General features: G+C 56.6%; 16 protein-coding genes. 7 read left to right on the forward strand and 9 right to left on the reverse strand.

What is annotated here, in order from left to right; genetic code table 11:
• Positions 1-6: 6 nt before the first annotated feature.
• The 3 genes from IAE50_RS15500 to IAE50_RS15510 all read left to right on the forward strand — a co-directional run bounded on the left by IAE50_RS15500 (position 7) and on the right by IAE50_RS15510 (position 2,361).
• The gene (locus IAE50_RS15500) at positions 7-804 is read left to right on the forward strand and encodes an ABC transporter ATP-binding protein (protein ID WP_200580690.1); all 798 of its coding nucleotides are present in this window, start codon (positions 7-9) and stop codon (positions 802-804) included.
• Positions 791-1,537, forward strand: coding sequence for an IucA/IucC family C-terminal-domain containing protein (locus tag IAE50_RS15505; protein ID WP_200580662.1), 747 nt, complete (start codon positions 791-793; stop codon positions 1,535-1,537). Before IAE50_RS15500 ends, IAE50_RS15505 begins: the two co-directional genes overlap by 14 nt.
• Positions 1,538-1,599: 62 nt before the next feature.
• Positions 1,600-2,361, forward strand: a complete 762-nt coding sequence (locus IAE50_RS15510; protein WP_200580663.1) for a helix-turn-helix domain-containing protein — start codon at positions 1,600-1,602, stop codon at positions 2,359-2,361.
• Here the strand turns inward: IAE50_RS15510 and leuA are convergent.
• The 3 genes from leuA to IAE50_RS15525 all read right to left on the reverse strand — a co-directional run bounded on the left by leuA (position 2,351) and on the right by IAE50_RS15525 (position 7,155).
• A complete protein-coding gene (gene leuA, locus IAE50_RS15515; RefSeq protein WP_200580664.1) occupies positions 2,351-4,021 on the reverse strand; it encodes a 2-isopropylmalate synthase in 1,671 nt (556 codons plus the stop codon). The genes IAE50_RS15510 and leuA overlap by 11 nt on opposite strands.
• Positions 4,022-4,313: 292 nt before the next feature.
• Positions 4,314-5,732: a melibiose:sodium transporter MelB gene (gene melB, locus IAE50_RS15520; RefSeq protein WP_200580665.1), complete on the reverse strand. Its 1,419-nt coding sequence runs from the start codon at positions 5,730-5,732 to the stop codon at positions 4,314-4,316.
• A gap of 70 nt (positions 5,733-5,802) precedes the next feature.
• Complete coding sequence (locus IAE50_RS15525) at positions 5,803-7,155, reverse strand: alpha-glucosidase/alpha-galactosidase (RefSeq protein WP_200135134.1); 1,353 nt, start codon at positions 7,153-7,155, stop codon at positions 5,803-5,805.
• A 234-nt stretch (positions 7,156-7,389) separates the two neighbouring features.
• Here IAE50_RS15525 and melR point away from each other — a divergent pair, with 234 nt between their 5' ends.
• On the forward strand, positions 7,390-8,307 hold the full coding sequence (melR, locus tag IAE50_RS15530) for a transcriptional regulator MelR (RefSeq protein ID WP_042715696.1): 918 nt from the start codon (positions 7,390-7,392) through the stop codon (positions 8,305-8,307).
• A 147-nt stretch (positions 8,308-8,454) separates the two neighbouring features.
• Here the strand turns inward: melR and IAE50_RS15535 are convergent, their stop codons facing one another.
• Positions 8,455-8,910, reverse strand: coding sequence for a lysozyme inhibitor LprI family protein (locus IAE50_RS15535; protein ID WP_200135135.1), 456 nt, complete (start codon positions 8,908-8,910; stop codon positions 8,455-8,457).
• A gap of 380 nt (positions 8,911-9,290) precedes the next feature.
• The gene (locus tag IAE50_RS15540; RefSeq protein WP_200135136.1) at positions 9,291-10,829 is read right to left on the reverse strand and encodes a methyl-accepting chemotaxis protein; all 1,539 of its coding nucleotides are present in this window, start codon (positions 10,827-10,829) and stop codon (positions 9,291-9,293) included.
• A 452-nt stretch (positions 10,830-11,281) separates the two neighbouring features.
• Here IAE50_RS15540 and IAE50_RS15545 point away from each other — a divergent pair, with 452 nt between their 5' ends.
• Both IAE50_RS15545 and IAE50_RS15550 read left to right on the forward strand, forming a co-directional pair.
• A complete protein-coding gene (locus IAE50_RS15545; protein WP_200135137.1) occupies positions 11,282-11,509 on the forward strand; it encodes a helix-turn-helix domain-containing protein in 228 nt (75 codons plus the stop codon).
• 45 nt (positions 11,510-11,554) lie between these two features.
• Positions 11,555-11,998, forward strand: a complete 444-nt coding sequence (locus tag IAE50_RS15550; RefSeq protein ID WP_200135138.1) for a DUF943 family protein — start codon at positions 11,555-11,557, stop codon at positions 11,996-11,998.
• Between the two features lie 33 nt (positions 11,999-12,031).
• On the opposite strand, the gene IAE50_RS15555 is transcribed toward IAE50_RS15550, so the two are convergent.
• Genes IAE50_RS15555 through IAE50_RS15565 form a run of 3 tightly spaced genes read right to left on the reverse strand, consistent with a single transcriptional unit; the run spans position 12,032 to position 13,871 of the window.
• A complete protein-coding gene (locus IAE50_RS15555) occupies positions 12,032-12,574 on the reverse strand; it encodes an acireductone dioxygenase (RefSeq protein ID WP_200580666.1) in 543 nt (180 codons plus the stop codon).
• A complete protein-coding gene (mtnC, locus tag IAE50_RS15560; RefSeq protein ID WP_200580667.1) occupies positions 12,571-13,260 on the reverse strand; it encodes an acireductone synthase in 690 nt (229 codons plus the stop codon). Before mtnC ends, IAE50_RS15555 begins: the two co-directional genes overlap by 4 nt.
• Positions 13,257-13,871 (reverse strand): methylthioribulose 1-phosphate dehydratase, encoded by a 615-nt coding sequence (locus IAE50_RS15565; RefSeq protein WP_023479934.1) that lies wholly within the window; start codon positions 13,869-13,871, stop codon positions 13,257-13,259. Before IAE50_RS15565 ends, mtnC begins: the two co-directional genes overlap by 4 nt.
• Positions 13,872-13,988: 117 nt before the next feature.
• On the opposite strand from IAE50_RS15565, the gene IAE50_RS15570 reads away from it, so the two are divergent.
• Positions 13,989-15,149 (forward strand): pyridoxal phosphate-dependent aminotransferase, encoded by a 1,161-nt coding sequence (locus tag IAE50_RS15570; RefSeq protein WP_200580668.1) that lies wholly within the window; start codon positions 13,989-13,991, stop codon positions 15,147-15,149.
• Positions 15,150-15,153: 4 nt separating this feature from the next.
• Here IAE50_RS15570 and dsbG read toward each other — a convergent pair whose 3' ends face one another.
• Positions 15,154-15,900, reverse strand: a complete 747-nt coding sequence (dsbG, locus tag IAE50_RS15575) for a thiol:disulfide interchange protein DsbG (protein WP_200580669.1) — start codon at positions 15,898-15,900, stop codon at positions 15,154-15,156.
• Positions 15,901-16,064 lie beyond the last annotated feature (164 nt).

Here is a 16,064-nt window from a genome sequence, read left to right on the forward strand (position 1 = left end):
GGGGAAATTGTGTCTCTGATAACGGAAAAACTGCGCGTCAGCTACGCGCAGCGGCAGGTGATCGACGGGCTCGATTTAACCCTGCCGACGGGCAAGGTTTCGGTGCTGATTGGCAGCAACGGCTGCGGGAAAAGCACGCTGTTAAAAGCGATGGCGCGCCTGCTCACGCCGCAATCCGGTGCGGTCACTCTCGACGGAATGGATATTCACGCCAGCGCCAGCGCAAAAGTGGCGCGCAAGCTGTCGATTTTGCCGCAAACGCCGGTGGCACCGGAAGGCATCACCGTGCGCCAGCTGGTGAGCCTTGGACGCTTCCCCTATCAAAACTGGCTGCGGCAGTGGTCAACGGAGGACGATCGTCATGTCGATGAGGCGCTGCGCTTAACCGCGACCACGGCGTTGCAGCACCGCCCGGTGGAAGCCCTTTCCGGCGGCCAACGCCAGCGGGTGTGGATTGCAATGACTTTAGCGCAGGCCACCGACACGCTGCTGCTCGATGAGCCGACCACCTGGCTCGATCTGGCGCACCAGGTAGAGATCCTCGAACTGCTGCGCGATCTCAACCGGCGGCAGGGCAAAACCATCATTATGGTGCTGCACGATCTCAATCTCGCCTGCCGCTACGCCGATCACCTGGTCGCCATCCGCGAAGGGCAGGTCGTTGCCGAGGGGGCGCCGCAGCAGATCATGACTGAAGCCCTGGTGAGCCACGTCTTTAACCTGCGCTGTCGCATCATTGACGATCCCTTTTTCCATACGCCGATGTGCATTCCGTTTCCGGGCGATCACCATGCTCAACCCTGACGAACTGGCCTACCTGCGTAAGGCGTTTCGCCTGCGCGCGCTGGACGAAGCCGATACGCGCAGCGTGATAAGCGGCGAGATGCTTAACGCCGACATTTGTGCTGACGTGCTCGATAAGATCATGCCGCTGATTGGCGCACCGGATCGCGCTATCGCCGCGTCGCTGCTGACCAAGCGGCTCTCCTTTCTGCTAACCGGAAATGTGCTCTATGGGATGAGCGTGTTTGATAAAGGGCTGCATCTCTCCCTTAACGCCAGCCGCCTGGAGTATGCCCATGACAACGGTTTGTGGACCTCGTCACTCCCCGCGACGCTTACCGTTACCGGCTATGCGCCCGGCGCGCGGGACGCGTGGCGCGAAAAGGTGGTCGGCGGGCTGTTTCGTGATTTTATCGCCCCGATCTGGCACGCGCTTTCAGCGGTGAGCGGCCTGCCTGCGCAAATCCTCTGGGAGAACTGCGCGGTGCGCGTCTACTCGCTCTATGAAGGGCGCATGGAGGGGCTGAACGAAGCGCAGGCCGCGCGTCAGCAGGCGGATTTCGCCTGGCTGATTGCTGAGGCCGACCCGGCGCTGTTTGGCCTGAACTGGAACCCGCTTAAGCGTTTTCGCCGCCCGGCGCAGCGCAATGGCGCAGGCGAGGCGGTGCGTTTTCGCCGCACCTGCTGTTTTTACTACAAAGCCTCAACGCCGGTGGAGTATTGCCTCAACTGCCCGCTCTGCCGGGTTAAGTAGGTGACAGCGTGGGCGGCGGTGATTATGGTAAAGCCTCCTGATCAATCGCCAACGGTCACGCCGTGAAACAGACATTTGTACTCGATTTCTCCCACCGCGCGTTGATTCCTTACGCCCATGACTACCGGCACGGGGAGCATGAGCCGTGGCATTCGCACCCCTGCGACCAGCTGATCCACACCCTGAGCGGTGTGATCCGCGTGGAGACGGAGCAGGGGATCTGGATCGTGCCGCCAGGGCGCGGGGTGTGGATCCCGGCGCAGGTGGTGCACACGCTCTTTATTGAGGGCGATGTGCAGGCGCGCGGGGTGTTTGTCGAGCCGCTGGCGAGGGCCGATTTACCGATGGTATGCCAGGTAGTGCGCGTCAACGATCTGCTGCGCGCCCTGATGGTCGAGGCGCTGCGGCTGGATGAGCGTTACCAGCCCGGCAGCCGTACCGAGCGCATCTATGAGCTGATTCTGGATGAGATCCGGCTGATGAATACGCTGCCGTTTTGCCTGCCGGAGCCGACGTCGGCGCGCTTAAAACCGCTGTGTGACGCGATACGGCAAACGCCGACGCAGGCGTGGACGCTGGAGCACGCCGCGCGGCAGGTAAACATGAGCGGGCGTACGCTCGCGCGCCACTTCTACCAGCAGACCGGGTTGCAGTTTAGCGAGTGGGTGCGCCGCGCGCGGTTGCTGATCGCCCTGACGCGGCTGGCGAACGGCGAGCCGGTGACACAGGTGGCGCTGGAGTGCGGCTATGCCACCCCCAGCGCCTTTAGCGCCATGTTTCGCCGGGTGATGGGCGTGCCGCCCGGTGACTACTTTACCCAGTGATAAAGGGCTGCGCGGCGTTAAGCACCGCCTGCAGTGAGGCGCGGGTGATATCGCTGTCGATACTGACGCCCCATGCGCGCTCGCCCCGCGCGTTGGCGCAGCAGACATAGGCCACCGAGCGGCTGTCGCTGTGCTTGCCAAGCGTGTGTTCGTGGTAGCTCTCAATATTGATCTCAACGCGCAGGCTGCGGCAGAGTGCGGTTAACGCTGCCGAGAGAAAACCGTTGCCCGTTGCATCTAGCTTCAGCGTCTCGTTATGCCAGCGGATCTCCGCGTGCAGAGTGGTGCGCTGCCCCGGCTGGTTGGTGCAGACATACTCAATCAACGCCAGCGGTGGTTGCTCCACCAGGCCGTAGGTCTGGCGAAACAGATTCCAGATCGCCATTTGCGACATCTCTTTGCCTGCGCTGTCCGCCGCCTGCTGCACATGCCCGCTGAACGCCTGCTGAAGCTTACGCGGCAAGGTCAGGCCATGGTTCTGCTCCAGCAGCCAGGCCGCGCCGCTCTTGCCCGACTGGCTGTTGACGCGAATAACTGCTTCGTAGCTACAGCCGATATCCGCCGGGTCGAGCGGCAGATAGGGCACCTGCCAGACGTCCGCCGGGCTGTTTTGCCGCGCGGCAAATCCTTTCTTAATCGCGTCCTGATGCGAGCCGGAAAAGGCGGTAAAGACCAGCTCACCAGCGTACGGGTGGCGTGGCGCAACCGGCAACTGATTACACTCCTCGACTACCTCCACCACCTTTTTCATCTGGCTAAACGCAAGGCCCGGCGCGATGCCCTGGGTGTAGAGATTGAGCGCCAGCGTCACCAGATCGGCATTGCCGGTGCGCTCGCCGTTGCCAAACAGGCAGCCTTCAACCCGCTCTGCGCCTGCCAGCAGCGCCAGCTCGGCGCTGGCAATGCCGGTGCCGCGATCGTTATGGGTATGCACGCTGATGCACACCTGCTCACGGCGCGAGAAGTGGCGACAGAAGTGCTCAATCTGGTCGGCATAGACATTGGGCATGCTCACTTCAACGGTGGCTGGCAGGTTGATGATCATCGGCCGCGTGGCGTCCGGTTGCCAGACATCGGCCACCGCTTCGCAAATCGCCAGCGCGAACTCCGCTTCGGTAAAGCAGAAGGTCTCCGGTGAATACTGGAACACCCACTGCGTTTCGGGTGCGGCTTCGCACTGCGTGCGGATTTGCCGCGCCGCGTTGACCGCCAGCGCGACAATCTCCTCTTTGCTCTGGCGGAAAACCTGCTCGCGGAACACCGGCGCGGTGGCGTTATAGAGGTGCACCGTCGCGCGGCGCGCGCCCTGCAAGGATTCAAAGGTGCGGCGAATCAGATCCTCACGCGCCTGGGTTAACACCTGAATGGTGACATCTTCAGGGATGCGCTGCTCCTCGATCAGCTGGCGCACAAAGTTAAAGTCCGTTTGCGACGCGGAAGGGAAGGCGACCTCAATCTCCTTAAAGCCGCACTCCAGCAGTAACTCCCAGAATTTCAGTTTGCGTGCCGCGTCCATCGGCTCGGCGAGGGCCTGGTTGCCGTCGCGTAAATCCGTCGACAGCCAGCGCGGCGCGTGAGTCAGGACGTTATCCGGCCAGCGGCGATCGCTAAGCGGCAGCGGGGCATGGGGATGATATTTTTCAGCAGGTGTCGTTAACATTTTCGGCTCTCCACAGGGTGTGGTTTTAGTTTCCACACCGCAGCGGCTGCGTGCGCCCGCGCAACTGACAACCTGTTGCGTAAAAGTGACAACCCGCAGGGAAGTGATGACCGGATAAGGCCCTGTGCATTGCCCGATGGCGCTGCGCTTACCGGGCCTACGGGAGCGTTGGTCGGATAAGATCCGGCGCATTGCCCGATGGCGCTGCGCTTATCGGGCCTACGGAAGGCGTATGTCGGATAAGTGCGTAGGCCGGATAAGGCGTTAGCCGCCATCCGGCAATCACGCGCACTTACGCCTGCACCCGGTCGCCCACTACCGGCGGCGTCTGCGGTGCATTGGCATTGCCGACGTGGCGATACTTATCCAGCAGATGGATTTGAATGCGGCGCAGCATATCGCCATTGAGTTTGTAGAAACGGAAGTAGACCAGCAGCGAGATGACGAAGAAGCAGGCGGGGAGCGCCAGCATAATCAGCTGCATGCCCATTAAGGTGCTGGCGGACTGCGCCACGTTCGGCACATACCCAATCACCCCGAGCACTACGGCGATAAAGTAGGCCGCAAAGGCCGCGCCCGCTTTCACCACCAGCGTCTGCACCGAGTAGGCGATGCTCTCGCAGCGCACATTGAGTTTGTATTCGCCGTAATCGACGGTGTCGGCAACCATAATCACCTGTAACACCCAGAAGAAGGCTTTGCCGATGCTGAACAGCACGCCCGCCATCAAAATCACCCACGCATGGGTCTGGCCGAGCAGCGCCATCCACAGCAGCACGCCGCCGCTGATAATCGGCAGCACCGACGCCCCCGCCCACAGTACGCGGCGCGAGAAGAGTTTCACCAGCTTCGGGAAGAGCATCAGGATCAGCAGGTTCGCGACGCCCGCATAGGACATGTAGTAGGGGAAGAGGTCGACATCGCCAATCACATAGGTGAAGTAGTAGATCGCAAAGCCTTCGATGACGTTAGCGGCGGTGTTGTAGGCCAGCGCCATCACCAGCAGGCAGGCGAGCTGATCGTTCTTAATAATCAGTTGCAGCATCGCTTTCAGGTTCATTGGCGCGCTCTGTTCGCCGCCCTGTTTATCAGAGGAGTAGACCTCATGCACGTTGCGAAGAGTGACGATGGTCGAGAGGATAAAAAAGGCGATCAGCACCAGCGTCAGCATCTGGAAGCCAAACCCGCGCTCCGCTCCGCCAACGGCGTTCACAAATGGCAGCGCGATCCCTGCGGTAACAAACCCGGCGAGGCTGGCGAAAAAACGCGGGTAGGGCACCAGCTGTTCGCGCTCGCGCTTGTCCAGGGTGATGGTCGGCACCAGCGACCAGAACGGCACGTCCATAATCGTGTAGGTGAAACCCCACAGCAGATAGGTCGCCCACACCCACACCAGCTGGGTGGTGCCGGTAAAGTGGTGGGCGCTGAAGAGCATATAGAGCACCAGCGAGTTGGTCAGCGTGCCGACTAAAATCCACGGCTTGAACTTGCCCCAGCGCGTGCGGGTGCAGTCGACTATCCAGCCCATGATCGGGTCGGCCAGCGCGTCGAGAATGCGCGCCACCAGAAAGAGCGTGCCGACCATGCCGACCGACAGGCCGACAATATCGGTGTAGTAATACATCAAGTACATGTAGACGATGCCGATCGCAAAATCCTTACCAAATGCACCAAATCCGTAGCTGAGCTTTGTTGTGATTGAAATACTCATAGGGTACCGATTGCCTCTTTCAGTGTCGGAAGGGTTGCAAAACCGCCGGGCGCGCGGCCCGGCGAATGCGTTAGCGATGCAGCCACGCGGGCAGCCACTCGCCGTGGCTTGCGATCAGGTCATCCACCAGCGCATAGATTTCATCGATACCAAGCACCGCCGCGGTGTGCGGATCCATCAGCGCGGCGTAATAGACATAATCCCGATTCTCGGTCAGCACCGCTTCGGTAAGCAGCGTCTGCACATTGATGTTGGTCTGCATCATCGCCGCAAGATGCGCGGGCAACTTACCCGCTTTGGTCGGCTGAATGCCGTTGGCATCGACCAGGCACGGCACTTCGACGCAGCACCCTTCCGGCAGGTTGTCGATCAGACCATCGTTGCGCACGTTGCCATAGATTACGCTCGGCTCGCCGGTCCAGATGGCGTTCATAATGGTGCTGGCATACTCCCGCGAGGCTTTCACCTCAATGCGATCGGCGGTTTTATACTCCGCCAGCTCCTTCTGCCAGGTTGCCAGTTGCTCCACGCAGCGTTTCGGGTACTCATCCAGCGGCACCTGGTAGCGTTCAAGTAAATCCTCGCGCCCCGGCTTGATAAACCACGGCGTATATTCAGCGAAGTGTTCTGAGGATTCGGTAACGAAGTAGCCGAGCTTTTTGAACATCTCATAACGCACAATGTTCTGGCAGCGCGGGTTGCCGTGCATGTTCGGCTTCGGCGCGCGTTTCTCGGCATAAGCCTGTAACAGTTCGGGATAGAGGCTGACATAGCTGCCATCCGGCTGCTTTTTCTCCAGCGACAGGTAAAAGGCCATATGGTTGATCCCGGCGCAGCGGTAGCGTAACAACGCCGGGTCGAGATCGAGATCGCGCGCCAGCTCCTCCGCGGTGCCCTGCACCGAGTGGCAGAGACCAACCTGCTTGATATGCGGGTAGCGGGCATAGATCGCCCAGGTGTTCATCGCCATCGGGTTGACGTAGTTCAACAGCGTGGCGTTCGGGCAGACGTCGGTCATATCCTCACAAATTTGCCACAGGTGAGGGATGGTGCGCAGGGCGCGCATGATGCCGCCGGGGCCGAGGGTGTCGGCGATGGTCTGCTCAAGACCGTGGCGTTTACACACCTCAAAATCGGTGACGGTGCAGGGTTCGTAGCCGCCAATCTGGAACGCGACGACCACAAAGTCGGCCCCTTTTAGCGCCGTTTTTTGATCCGTATGGCAAGTGATGTTCCCGTAAGCGCCGACCGAATCCATCAGTTTGCGCACCACGATGTGCGACTCCTCAAGGCGCGTGGCATCAATATCCATCAGCGCTACATGTGCGTTTTTCAGTGCCGGACGCTGGAACACGTCGCCGAGGATGTTTTTAACAAACACCGTAGAACCGGCGCCGATAAAGGTGATTTTTGGTGCAGACATGAACCTTTCTCCCTGATGTGATTGTACGTTCTGAGCGTGGCACGCCAGGCCTGCGCCATCTGCCTTCTTCCCGGCGGGAGATTCCCGAAAACTCAGATCGCGTAATGCGCCGCGCGCGATCTGAGTTTCCGGGAGAAAATGGGCGCTTAAGCAGAGTTAATGGCAACGGCTTTCACTAAACTAGAGCAGGTGAGGGCGCGGTGAAGCGCGAAAGTGATGATGCGGGAAGGATCGATGGCAAAAGAACTTATCAGAGCAGACATGTGCAGCGGGGATGAGAAAACCACGCGCGGCCCGCTGTCGCTCTACTCGGAATACCAGCGCATGGAGATTGAGCTGCGCGCGCCGCTGGCGATGCCCGCCAGCCACTGGCATGGCCAGGTGGAAGTGAATGTGCCGTTTGATGGCGACGTCGAGTACCTGATCAATAACGAAGTGGTGCGCATCAAACAGGGGTATATCACCCTGTTCTGGGCCTGTACCCCGCACCAGCTAACGCGCCCCGGCGACTGTACGCAGATGGCGATTTTTAACCTGCCGATGCACCTGTTTCTCTCCTGGCCGCTGGATCGTGAACTGATCAACCACGTCACCCACGGCATGGTGATCAAATCCCTCGCCGCCCAGCAGCTAAGCGCGTTTGAAGTGCAGCGCTGGCAGCATGAACTCAACAGCGACAACGAGCAGCTGCGCCAGCTGGCGATTGAGGAGATCGCCCTGATGCTCAAACGCTTTAGCCTCTCCGGCTGGCAGCCGATCCTCGTCAACAAAACCTCGCGCACCCATAAAAACAGCGTCTCGCGCCATGCGCAGTTTTACGTCAGCCAGATGCTGGAATTTATTGCGGTCAATTACGATCAGGTGCTGACGATTAACGCTATCGCCGAGCATGTGAAGCTCAATCCCAACTACGCGATGGGCATTTTTCAGCGCGTGATGCAGCTGACCATGAAGCAGTACATCACCGCCATGCGCATCAACCACGTTCGTGCGCTGCTGAGCGATACCGATAAAACGATCCTTGATATCGCGCTCACCGCCGGGTTCGGCTCCAGCAGCCGCTTTTACAGCACCTTTCAGAAGTATGTCGGCATGCCGCCGCAGAAATACCGCAAGCTCAGCCAGCTGCGACGCCAGCAGCATGCGGGTTGAAGTGGCAGGACTGCCAGATATGCGCATTGCCCGATGGCGCTGCGCTTATCGGGCCTACGGAATGCGCTGGCTATGTAGGCCGGGTAAGGCGTTAGCCGCCATCCGGCGCATTGCCCGATGAAACCAGAGCCAAGGTGTGAAAGGTGATCACTTCAGCCAGGTCATTTTTATAAACTGCTGCCGATCTCTGTTTTGATCGAGAATGCACTGCGTTTTTATATCATCCCGGCTTGCCGCCCACTCTCCGACTAACGCTGCGTTCGCCGTACATAATTTATCTCTTGAGATGACCCAGGCTTGTTGAGACTCCTGAAAGTTCTCCCAGAAGATATCTTTGATTTTTATGCCATCGTTGTCATTGAGGCGGTAAGGGGCGTCATAGTTGCTGGCTATATTCTCGTGCAGCAAATGAACGGCGTGATTTAACGAGTCGCTTGAGCTTTTCAACAATGCGATTTTGCATTTCTCTTGCGTATCAATATTGTGCCCATACGCGGGTAGGCTAAGGCAGTGTTGTAATTCACTCCCTATGTGGAGTGGTATCGCACCAGAGATTGATGGCAGAAGAGAGAGTAAAAAGAGAAGGGGAGAAAGACGTTTCATCCTGGGAGCTTCATCCTTACGTCGATAGGTTCAGTAGCCCTGTAATCGCTGTTTTATATATGCCATTAATTAAGGCTTCTCAGCGCGGCAGACCATTTATTGCGGCTAGTTATCTTTGCTACTGGCATGAAGGATTGTCAAATGCAGATGCCCGATGGCGCTACGCTTATCGGGCCTACGGATATGCCGGAGTGATGCTGGGCACCATCCGGCGGGGAATAGCGTAGGCCGGATAAGGCGCGAGCCGCCATCCGGCGCATTGCCCGATGGCGCTACGCTTATCGGGCCTACGGATATGCCGGAATTATGTTGGGCATCATCCGGCGGGTGTTGTGTAGGCCGGATAAGGCGTGAGCCGCCATCCGGCATTGGCTTTCAGGTTACAGCCTGAAGGCGTTCACATCATTCAACAGCTTGCCGGCCTGGTGGCTGAGGGAGTTGGCGGCGGTGGCCATCTCTTCCACCATCGCGGCGTTCTGTTGCAGGTTGCCTTCCATCTGGCTGACGGCGACGTTGACTTGTTCAATGCCGTAGCTCTGCTCGGTGGATGAGTTATTCACCTGGTTTATCAGCACTGTAGTTTCATCCACTGCGCCAAGGGCATCGTTCATGCGCGTGGTGACATTGGCGGCGTAATTCACCCCCTGGCCGACATTCTTAATCGCTTCATCAATCAGACCACGAATATCGCGCGCCGCAACGGATGAGCGTTGTGACAGGGAGCGCACTTCGCCTGCGACCACCGCAAAGCCTTTGCCTTGCTCACCCGCGCGTGCGGCTTCAACGGCGGCGTTCAGTGCCAGGATATTGGTCTGGAAAGCAATCCCATCAATGATGTCTGTAATTTCTGAAATCTTCGCGGAAGAAGCCGAAATATCATCAATCGATTTTTGCAGCGAACTGAGTTCGCGGTGGCTCTCGTTGACCATCGTCTGCACGCGGCCGATATAGGTATTCGCCTCTTTGGCGTTGTCCATATTGTGTTTCACCGTTACCGACAGCTCATTCATGCTGGCTGCGGTCTGCTCCAGTGACGATGCCTGAGACTCGGTGCGCGAAGAGAGGTCATCATTGCTTTTGGCGATCTCGCTGGCGGCGGTATCCACTTCGTTACTGGCATCTTTTACGCTGGCTAATACGTGGCGGATTTTATCCATCAGCGCGTTAAAACTTGCTGCCGTCGCGCCAAGTTCATCGTTATTATTCAGCGCCACTTTATGGGTTAAATCGAGAGAGCGGCTGATTAATCCCATGCTCTCCTGCAAACTTTTTAAGCCCTTACTTAAGTAGCGCAGAATAACCGAGGCGAAGACCGCGACCAGCGCAACCAGAAAGACAATCGTGCCCACTAACAGCCAGAAAGTATTTATATATTGCGTATGGTTATTTTCGGCATACTCTTTCGCAATACTGTAATTGTGCGCCAGCATCTCTTTTAAACCGGCACTTAATGCCACCGATGCATTGGCAGTAACACCGCCGTCAGAGACCATCAGACGCGCCGCTTCTATTCCCTGGTTATGGTAGGTATCAGACATAGCCTCGGTTTTTTGCACATAATCATCAAAAATATCACGCGTCTTTTTCAGTAATTGACCGTCAATTTTATCGCTGACCAGATTGGCCTGGTACTCATCAAAGATCTGGCGAGTTTTATTTAACTCATCTTTCGCCTGCGCCATATGTTTGGTAAACACCGCTTCATCGGTCACCAGCAGCGACATCAGGATTTGGCGTCTTGCTTCTTCGCGGTGCTGCACCGCTTCGCTCAGCTTGCTGATGCTCGGCAGACTATTTGACACAACATAGTCAAAACGCGTTTGCGCATTATCTAATGCCCTGATGCTTAATCCGCCCAGCACAAGCATCGCAATAAAGGTGATGGCAAAAACAATAATTAATTTTCTTAAAATAGTCATAACGGCCTCAGGTGCAATCCATATCCAACGCGGATGCTATTTTTATCGGCGACTAAAGTGAAACCTTCAGCCAGAACATTATAAAAAGAGAGGTCTTTTAAGCCTTTTTTGATCTGGACACGGATTGCGGAGGAATAGTGATTAAATACAATGGGTAGTGATAACTAACAAAAGGTAAAAACCACTTTATATAATATATTTTGGATTCTTTAGATGGTGATTTAAATATATTCCACATCCATTGATGAAAAAGTGGCGTGTTAGTGTAGTGCTGGTGAAATATTAATGAGTAACACTTAATAATAAACTGCGAAACTCTCATCGCGGTGCTCGTTTTGCGGGCCTATTGTGTTCATATTCTACGTGTTTACTCTATGCAGAATTATCCTGTTTCAGGATAGATAAGTAGGACATGGATTTTCAAACTAATGAGATTTTCAGAGAGTAAATATATGGCTTCTGTCTACTCAGACGAGTACCAACGCGTTATCGCGGCACTTAAGCAAGCGCGTAAAGCGCAGGGCATCACGCAGATGCAGCTTGCCGAGGCGCTCGGACGACCACAATCCTTTATCGCCAAGAGTGAGAGCGGCGAGAGGAGGCTGGATGTGGTTGAGTTTGTACATCTGGCGAGGTTGGTGGGGCTGGCGGTAGAAGACGTGCTAAAAATCATTAAGTGAATGGCATGACACAAGATTCATTGCCCCTCCATATGGAGTTTTTGCATGAAAAAAGGAATATCGATTTGCTGCTTTATGGCGGGTGCTTTACTCATTTTTTACTATGTATTCATCACCGTTCCCGTAAAAATCATTGCCATCCATAAAGATAACTACGCCCCGGTTGTTGTCGTTGACCGGCTGCCACTATCAGATGCTAAGAAAATCGCGTGGTGGCGGGATGAAAGTAAAAATATCCTCACCAACGAAGATGACGCGCAAATCCATAATCGCGCGTTGAATTACTACATCTACCGTTTTGGCGAAGGCTATCAGGAGTCAGGCAAAGAGGATCGCCTCTGTTTCGACGATATGAAGGCACCTAAGAATTGCCTTGATAAAGATATTTTAATGATTGTCCGTTACCGAAAAAATGGCGATATTCAGTTCGATATTGATGACGATGCGTACATTCTCAGGCAGAGCGGTGAACTGAAGAAAGTCGATTAAAAGATTAAAGGCTCCCTGCGGAGCCTTTTTTGTTTATGCCAACCTTGGATACCCATCCGCAATCGCATCACCGGTAAATTGCGCGATCCACCCCTCGGGATTATCAAAAATCCTGATCGCCGTGAAGTTCGGTTCCGAACCCATATCAAACCAGTGCGGTGTGCCGGCGGGAACGGAGATAAGGTCGTTTTTCTCGCACAGTACCTGGTAGACCTCGTTGCCGATATGCAGGCAGAAGAGCCCGGCGCCTTCAACGAAGAAACGCACTTCATCCTCGCCATGAGTGTGTTCGCTGAGGAATTTGCTGCGCAGCGCCTCTTTTTGCGGGTTGTCGGCGCGCAGGCTGATCACGTCCCAGCTCTGGTAGCCTTTCTCCTCCACCAGCTTATCGATGGCGTGCTGATAGGCGTTGATCACCGTTTCCGGTGTTGGGTTAGCGCCCAAATCGCGGTCGGCCTGCCAGCGCTCAAAGCGCACCTCCTTCGCATTCAGCTTCTGCTGAATCTCTGCGGCGTCGGTGCTGTGCCATACCGGCGTGCTGGCATCGGTGTCGGTGTAAATCGTCAGTGCGCTCATGAGGGGATCTGCTCCGGCTTGATGGTGCTGAATGAGTTAACCTGGAGATGATGGCTGGCTGCGTCATCATCATCGCGAATCAGTTGCGTGGTGCGAAAACCGGCCTCTTCGGCAGCATCCAGCTCCTGATGAATGTCGGAGAGGAAGAGAATAGAAGAGGGCGGGAGCGCAAGCTGTGCGGCGATATTGCGATAGGACCGCACTTCGCGCTTCGCACCGACCAGCGTGTCGAAATAGCCGCTGAAGAGATGAGTAATATCACCTTCGTCGCTGTAGCCAAATAACAGTTTTTGCGCAGCAACGGAGCCAGAGGAATATACATAGAGATCAATGCCCTGCGCTTTCCAGTTCTCCAGCGCGGGCAGCACGTCGGGGTAGAGGTGGCCGGTAAAATCGCCGTTCACGTAGCCATCGCGCCAGATAATGCCCTGCAATGCTTTCAACGCCGTCGATTTACGGTCTTCATCCATAAATGAAAACAGCACTTCGATAAGCTCTGCGCTGGTGGCGTTCGGCTGTGCAATCTCTTCTCGCAGATTATCGAGAATGGTGCTGACCGGCTCCTGGTACTGCTGCGCGGTGACAAAACCCGCCAGCCGCTCGCGGGCGTAGGGGAAGAGAACGTTGTGCACAAAGCGGATATCGCTGGTGGTGCCTTCTATATCGGTGACAATCGCGCGGATCATAATCTCTCCAGCAGTCGGCGCTGCAATTCGCATTCAAATAAAAACTCCAGCCCTTCGAGGTGACGGCGCGCTTCGGCGACGTCGCGCCCCCAGCAGGTTAACCCGTGGCCGCGCAGCAGAAAACCATAACGTAACGGGTTTGATTCGGCATAAGCGGCGATGCGCCCGGCGAGCGCGTCGATATCCTGATCGTTATCGAAAATGGCAATCGGCACGCTATCGAGGTGCGTCTGCTGCCCGCTGAGGGATTTTTGCATCTCATATCCGCTTAGTTGCAGCGCGGCGCTTTTCTCCACCCGCGACAGCACGGTAGCGTTGACGGTGTGGACATGCAGCACTGCGTTAGCGTCAGGGTAGAGGCGGTAAATCAGAGTGTGGAGACCGGTTTCGGCGGAGGGTTTGCGCCCGGATGGCGCATGGTTATCGGCGATGGAGACCTGCAAAAAATCCTCCGGCGTAAGGCTGCCTTTATCTTTCCCGGACTCGCTCAGCCAGCACCATTCGGCACTTTGGCGCAGGGACATATTACCGCCCGTCGCGGGTGCCCACCCTTTGGCGCCGATCCAGTGGCAGGCAGAAACAAGTTGCTGGAGTTGCAGGTTGTCGGTCATCGCGTTTTCCTTATCAGGAATATCGTTGTGATATAGACGTCTAAGCGTCTTGATTGCCAAATACTAGCATCGTGTTATAGTGGCGGCAACTTGAGTCTCGACAGCAGGCACGAAAAGATGCGCAATAACCCTTTGATTCCTGAGAGTAAACTCCCCGCTTTAGGCACTACCATCTTCACGCAAATGAGCGCGCTCGCCCAGCAGCATCAGGCGATTAATCTGTCACAAGGCTTCCCGGATTTTGACGGCCCGCGCTATTTGCAGGAGCGGCTGGCGTATCACGTTGCGCAGGGCGCAAATCAATATGCGCCCATGACTGGCGTGCAGGCGCTGCGCGAAGCGATTGCCGAGAAAACGGCGGCGCTTTATGGCCATCAGCCGGACGTGAACAGCGACATTACCGTCACCGCCGGGGCGACGGAAGCGCTCTATGCGGCGATCACCGCGCTGGTGCGCGAGGGCGATGAGGTGATCTGTTTCGATCCGAGTTACGACAGCTACGCGCCTGCGGTTGAACTCTCTGGCGGGGTGCTGAAGCGCATCGCTCTGCAACCGCCGCACTTTCGCGTTGACTGGCAGGCTTTCGCCGCGCTGCTCAGCGATCGCACCCGGCTGGTGATTGTTAATACGCCGCACAACCCGTCGGCGACGGTGTGGCAGGAGGCGGATTTTGCCGCGCTGTGGCAGGCGATTGCCGATCGGGAGATCTATGTGCTGAGCGATGAAGTCTACGAGCATATCTGCTTTGCCGAGGGCGGGCATGCCAGCGTGCTGAAGCATCCGCAGCTGCGCGAGCGCGCCGTTGCCGTGTCGTCGTTTGGCAAAACCTATCATATGACCGGCTGGAAAGTGGGGTACTGCATTGCGCCCGCCGCCATCAGCGCCGAGCTGCGCAAAGTGCACCAGTACTTAACCTTTTCGGTGAACACCCCGGCGCAGCTGGCGCTGGCTGATATGCTGCGTGCCGAGCCACAGCACTATCGCGAGTTGCCGGAGTTTTACCGCGCGCGTCGTGACGTGCTGGTGAATGCCCTGCGTGATAGCAAGCTGGAGATTTTGCCCTGCGAAGGAACCTACTTTTTGCTGGCGGATTACAGCGCCATCTCCGATCTCGATGATGTCGCGTTTTGCCAGTGGCTGACCAAAGAGGTGGGGGTAGCGGCCATTCCGCTGTCGGTGTTCTGCGCCGATCCCTTCCCGCATAAGCTGATTCGCCTCTGCTTTGCGAAACAGGAATCGACGCTGCTGGCGGCGGCAGAGCGTCTCTGCACGCTGTAACGGCTTACTTCTCGCCCATAATCGTTTTGAGCTTTTCCGCATCCGGCAGGCCGACCGCCTGCTGGAGCACATTCTCTTCATTCATATAGTAGATAGCGGGTGTGGCGTTGGCCCCGAGATCGTCCATGATTTTCTGATTCAGATTGAGCGAGCGCATAATCGCCGGCGGAATGGTTTTCGGCAGCGCCAGCGTCATTTTCCCGTTCGACTGCTCATACTCATGCCAGCTTTTGGCCGGATCTTTCGCGCTGAGGATCGCCGCTGCCGCCGCCGGGCTTTCCGGTTTGATCACGCCGACCATTAAGGTGCGGATCTGCACCTTGCCGGACTCCACCCACGGGCGCGCCTGCTGCCAGAACTGTTTGCAGTAGGGGCAGTAGGGGTCGGCAAAGACATACACCACGCGCGGCGCGGTTTTTTGCCCGTCGAGGATCCACTCCGCTTTCTCCATCCGCTGCCAGAGTTCGCGCCCGGCCGGGCCATAGAGCTCCTGATTGAACAGCTTTTCGCTGAGATTGGTGCCCGCGTCGTCATACATATAGCCCGAGATGGCGTGTTTACCGTCCGGCGTGACGTAGATAGTGACGCCCATCTCCTGATATTTACCCAGATAGCCCTTCATCCCGCCCGGCGCGTCAAAGGATTTAATGATGGTAATACCTTGCTTTTCAATGGCTTTAACCGGCGCGGGCAGATCTTCGGCGTGCAGGGTCAGCGGCAGCAGGGTGAGCATTAACAGGCGCTTAAGCATAAAAATCCTTATCAATTCAGTGGGTAAAGGTAAGAAAGGCTAAACCTATCACAGCCATAGGCAAGAGACAGGGAATAATGATTGTCGAACTCCCAGGGGAGTGGTGTAATCAACCCTGTTTGCCGTCGACAGATGGCAGGCGTATCGCACAGCCAGCGTGCTGG

Origin of the sequence: Kosakonia sp. S42, from assembly GCF_016624785.1 — a bacterium.
GTDB classification, from domain to species: Bacteria; Pseudomonadota; Gammaproteobacteria; order Enterobacterales; family Enterobacteriaceae; genus Kosakonia; species Kosakonia cowanii.